At 73.6% G+C, this 4,451-nt stretch carries 4 protein-coding genes and 1 pseudogene; 1 reads left to right on the forward strand and 4 read right to left on the reverse strand.

Annotated features, from left to right (window positions below):
• A pseudogene (locus tag H5J33_RS24985) lies at nt 1-284 on the forward strand (MFS transporter); the annotation flags it as partial.
• Between the two features lie 16 nt (nt 285-300).
• Here the strand turns inward: H5J33_RS24985 and sbnA are convergent.
• The 4 genes from sbnA to H5J33_RS25005 form a co-directional block, all read right to left on the reverse strand.
• Complete coding sequence (gene sbnA, locus H5J33_RS24990; protein WP_309485482.1) at nt 301-1,326, reverse strand: 2,3-diaminopropionate biosynthesis protein SbnA; 1,026 nt, start codon at nt 1,324-1,326, stop codon at nt 301-303.
• Between the two features lie 36 nt (nt 1,327-1,362).
• The gene (gene sbnB / locus H5J33_RS24995) at nt 1,363-2,433 is read right to left on the reverse strand and encodes a 2,3-diaminopropionate biosynthesis protein SbnB (protein ID WP_181797125.1); all 1,071 of its coding nucleotides are present in this window, start codon (nt 2,431-2,433) and stop codon (nt 1,363-1,365) included.
• The gene (locus tag H5J33_RS25000; RefSeq protein WP_181797126.1) at nt 2,430-3,434 is read right to left on the reverse strand and encodes a TauD/TfdA family dioxygenase; all 1,005 of its coding nucleotides are present in this window, start codon (nt 3,432-3,434) and stop codon (nt 2,430-2,432) included. Before H5J33_RS25000 ends, sbnB begins: the two co-directional genes overlap by 4 nt.
• 42 nt (nt 3,435-3,476) lie before the next feature.
• A partial coding sequence (locus H5J33_RS25005; RefSeq protein WP_181797127.1) for a thioesterase II family protein occupies nt 3,477-4,451 on the reverse strand: 975 nt, incomplete at its 5' end.

Genomic DNA, 4,451 nt, shown 5'->3' on the forward strand with positions numbered 1-4,451 from the left:
TCCCCACGCTGCTCGGCTTCGCCTGCGTCGGCCTCGGCGCGGCCGCCGTCACCCCGTGCGTGTACGTGGCGGCGGCCGGACACGGACCGGACTCCCTCGCCCTGGTCGCCGCGATGGGCACCACCGGGCTGCTGGGCGGCCCGGCCCTGATCGGCTTCGTGGCGAGCGCGGCGAACCTCACGCTGGGCATGGCCACGGTGGCGGCCTCGGCCCTGATCGTCACGGCGACCGCCTTCCGGATCCCGTGGCGGCCCCGGGCCGGCGCGCTCGCCGAGACGACCTGAGCGGAACCGGCAGGACCTAGGATCTGGGAGGCCGGTCCGGGGCCCGGGGCGCCGGGCCGTCGTCCCAGGCCGGGTCCGGCATCCCGGGCGAGTCCAGGAACTCCTCGCCGTACAGGTCCTGGAGCCAGTTGGTCTGGTACACGGTGTCCAGGTAGCGCTCGCCGAGGTCGGGGGCGATGGCCACCGCGGTCAGCTCCCGGGCGTCCTGCCGGGCCAGCCACTCCGTCGCCGCGCTGACCACCGTCCCCGTGGAGCCGCCGAACAGGAAGCCCCGCCGGGCGAGCCGGTGGCAGGTGCGGATGGTGTCCGGCTCCTCCACCCGGATCACCTCGTCGACGTAGGACTCGTCCAGCAGCGGCGGGCGCATGCTCATGCCCAGGCCGGGGATCATCCGGCGGCCGGGCGGGCCGCCGAACGCCACCGACCCCGCGCTGTCCACGGCGACGATCCGCACCGGCCGGTGCCACTCGCGGAACCAGCGCGCGCAGCCCATCAGGGTCCCGGCGGTGCCCGTCCCGACGAACAGCACGTCCAGGCCGGGGAAGTGACCGGCGATCTCCGGCGCGGTGGTGCGGTAGTGCGCCCGCCAGTTGCCCGCGTTGGTGTACTGGCTCAGCCACACGTACCGGTCGTCCGACGCGCACAGCGACCGCAGGTACTCGAGCCGGGTGCCCAGGAAGCCGCCGTTCTCGTCCAGGTCGGTCACCACGTGCACATGACTGCCGAGGGCCTCCATCAGCAGCTTGGTCGACAGGTTGCACCGGGGGTCGGTCACGCACAGGAACCGGTAGCCCTTGCTCGCGGCGATCATGCTGAGCGCGACGCCCAGGTTGCCGGACGAGGACTCGACCAGGACGGAGTCCGGTTTCAGCCTCCCGTCCCGCTCGGCGCTCGCCACCATCTCGTTCGCCGCCTTGAGCTTGATGGAGCCGGCGAAATTGAAGCCCTCGCACTTGAGGTAGAGGCGGTATCCGAATATCGACTCCAGATCGACGAAGAGGCTCCCTTCGTTGAACGCGTGGGGAGCGGAGATCACGGGCACGGCGGCCTCCTGTTGCCAGGGCTGGGGGAAACGGCCTCAGCCGTACCGGCGCAGGTCGTGGAAGAAGTCGTCGACGAGGCGGAGTCGGCCCGCCCGGGCGACCTGGTCGTAGACGTACTTGCCGACGGCCAGGTCGAGGACGCCGAGGCCGAAGGGGGAGAAGATCACCGGCTGGTCGCGCGGCGGCGCGGCCCGGCCCAGCAGCACGTCGTAGAGGGTGCCGTTGAGGAAGTCGCGGTTGCCGGTGCGCTGCTCGACCAGGTGCGGGGAGGTGTCCGCCTTCAGGCAGTGGTCCACGTCGTCCACGAAGTTGGCCGAGGCGAGCAGGACCTCGGGGGCGAGGTCGCGCAGCGAGATGTGCAGGACCAGCGGGTTGTGGTCGAACCAGGCCGGGGTCGTGATGTGCGGCCGGCCGGCGACGGTGGCGAAGACCACCAGATCGCTGGCGCGGATCAGGCTCTCCGCGCTGTCGTGGACGGTGACCGGCTCGGTGGCCCCGCTCTGCCGCAGATAGCCGCAGAAGCCCTCGGTGCTGGCGGCGGACACGTCGTGCACGCCGATCGCCTCGAAGGTCCAGCCGGTGCGGGCCAGGAAGGTGTGGATGTACCGGGCGATCAGGCCGGTGCCGCAGAAACCGACCCGGGCCGGCCGGGGCCGCTCGCGGCTGAGCCAGTCCGCGGCCAGCGCGGCGGACGCGGCGGTCCGGGTCGCGCTGATGATGGAGCTCTCCAGGCAGGCGAACGGGTAGCCGGTGTCGTGGTCGTTGAGGATCAGCACGGCCGACGCCCGCGGCAGCCCGGCGTCCACGTTCTCCGGGAAGCTGGAGATCCACTTCAGGCCGTCCACGCGGACGGACCCGCCGATGGACGCCGGCAGCGCGATGATCCGCGAGCTGGGGCGGTCGGGGAAGCGCAGGAAGTACGACGGCGGGTTCACCGACTCCCCGGCGCCGTGCAGCCGGTAGGTGGCCTCGACCAGCTCCACCACCTGTTTCTCGGCCCCTTCCAGGGCCCTCTTCACCTGCTCGCCGGAGATCACGGCGAAGGACGGCACCGACGGCGGGCCGGACTCGGCCGCGCGGGCGCTGTGGGGCAGTACGTCGGTCATCGTCCGCTCGCCTCCGGGGTGAAGGAGCCGTCGGCCACCTGCCGGGGCTCGGCCATGCCGACCAGGATCCGCCGCTCACCGGTGAACGGCTCCCTGCTGTGCGCGGTGCGGATGTTGTCCACCAGCAGCAGGTCGCCGGCCTGCCAGGGCTCGCGCCGGGTGTGGTCCTCGTACGTGGCGTTCAGGCGCTCGACGACGTCCGCGCCGATCGGGCTGCCGTCGCCGTAGCAGGTGTTGAACGGCAGACCGTCCCGGCCGTACTCGTCCACCAGGTACTCGCGCACCTCGGGGGCGAGCGTCCACTCGTTGAGGAAGGCGATCTGGTTGAACCAGCAGCGGCGGCCCGTCAGCGGGTGCCGGACGACGGCGGCACGGCGCTGCCGGGTGCGCAGCGAACCGTCGGCGAGCCAGGTGAAGTCGATGGCGTTGGCCCGGCAGTAGTCCTCGATCGCGGCGCGGTCGGAGGTGCCGAAGGACTCCTCCAGGGACGCCCCGATCTCGTCGTTGTAGCTGCGGGTCAGCAGCCAGCCCTCCTGCTCGAACCGTCGCGCCAGGCCGTCGGGCAGCGCCTTCAGGACCTCCTCGGCGTCGGCCACCGCGGTCGCCCCGCCCGTCTCGGGCGGGGTCAGGCACGCGAACAGCATCAGGCCGGGCACCCGCAGCCGGTAGCTCAGCTCGTGGTGCATGCACATCGGCTGGTTGGCCGGCCACGGCGTGGAGGTGTACAGCCCCGCACCGGCGGTCTCGCGCGGCGCGAACGCCTCCGTCTCCGTCATCGGCTTGCCCGCCAGCCGGGTGAGGACGGCGGCGACCCGCGCGGGGTCCGCCAGGCCGAGGCCACGCACGAGCAGCGCCCCGTGCTCGGTGACCTGGGCGCGCAGCGCCTCGCGGTGCTCGGCCGCCCAGCCGGCGGGGTCGCCCGGCGGAGCGACGCGCAGCATCGCTGGTCTGTCCGGCCGCAGCTCCACGTCGAGCGGTGCTGCCAGGGATGAGGACGGCATCTCGGTTTCCTTTCCGGTCGCCCGTCGGGTGGGGACGGGCCCTCAGGTGGAGGCCAGGGGCACGGCCGCGGTCAGGACGGCCCGCGCCGCCCCGTCCGGGCGCGTGCGCGGGAAGTAGTGGCCCCCGTCGGGCAGCTCGTGCAGGTCGACGTGGTCGGCCAGCAGCCGCCAGTCCCGGTGGCGTTCGGCGTAGCCGGCCGTGTGCGGGTCGTCGGCGGCCACGACCACCGTCACCGGCGCGGCCAGCCGGACCGGCGGCGGGGAGGTGAGCGCCGCCAGCAGATAGCGGTGCGCGGACAGACAGTCGTGCCGGTAGGCGGCGCCGATGCGCTCGGCGTGCCGCTCGTTCAGTTCGGCGAGTTCGGTGTAGCCGCCGTCCGCGGCCAGCCGCGCCGCGATCTCCGCGTCGCCGCTGCGGGTCAGTTCGTCGACGGCGGCGCCGCGCTCGGCGGCGGTGCCCAGCAGCTGCGCGCCGAGGAAGACCCGGGTCACCCGCACCCCCCGCTCCTGAAGCCGGCGGGCCGTCTCCAGCGCCGGGGCGGCGCCCGAGGAGTGCCCCCACAGCATGATTCGGGTCAGGCCGCGCGCCGTGATCTCGGCGGCGGCCCGCTCGGCCACCTCCGCGATCGGCGCGAACGGCTCCCGCCGGTCCGCCGGATCGTGCCCGGGCAGGTCGACGGCGAGCACCGCCAGGCCGCTGTCGGCCAGCGCGGCCGCCATCGGGCGGTAGTTGACCGCGTTGCCCCCCGCGTAGGGGAAGCACACCAGCGCGCACTCCGGGGTGCCCTCCGGCTCCGACAGCGATTGCAGCAGCTCCGGGCGGGACCGGCCGGCCCCGTCGAGCACGGCGGCCAGGTCGGCGAGGACCGGGTGGCGGGTGATGTCCTTCAACGACACCGCCCGGTCCAGCGCGACGCTGAGCTTGACGGCCGTCAGGGAGGTGCCCCCGGAGTCGAAGAAGTGGTCCGTGCGGCCGACCGTCTCCTCGGGCACGCCCAGCAGCCGGGCCCAGACCGC

The sequence above is a fragment of the Streptomyces sp. WELS2 genome (genome assembly GCF_013870595.1).
In the GTDB taxonomy this organism is placed as follows: Bacteria; Actinomycetota; Actinomycetes; order Streptomycetales; family Streptomycetaceae; genus Streptomyces.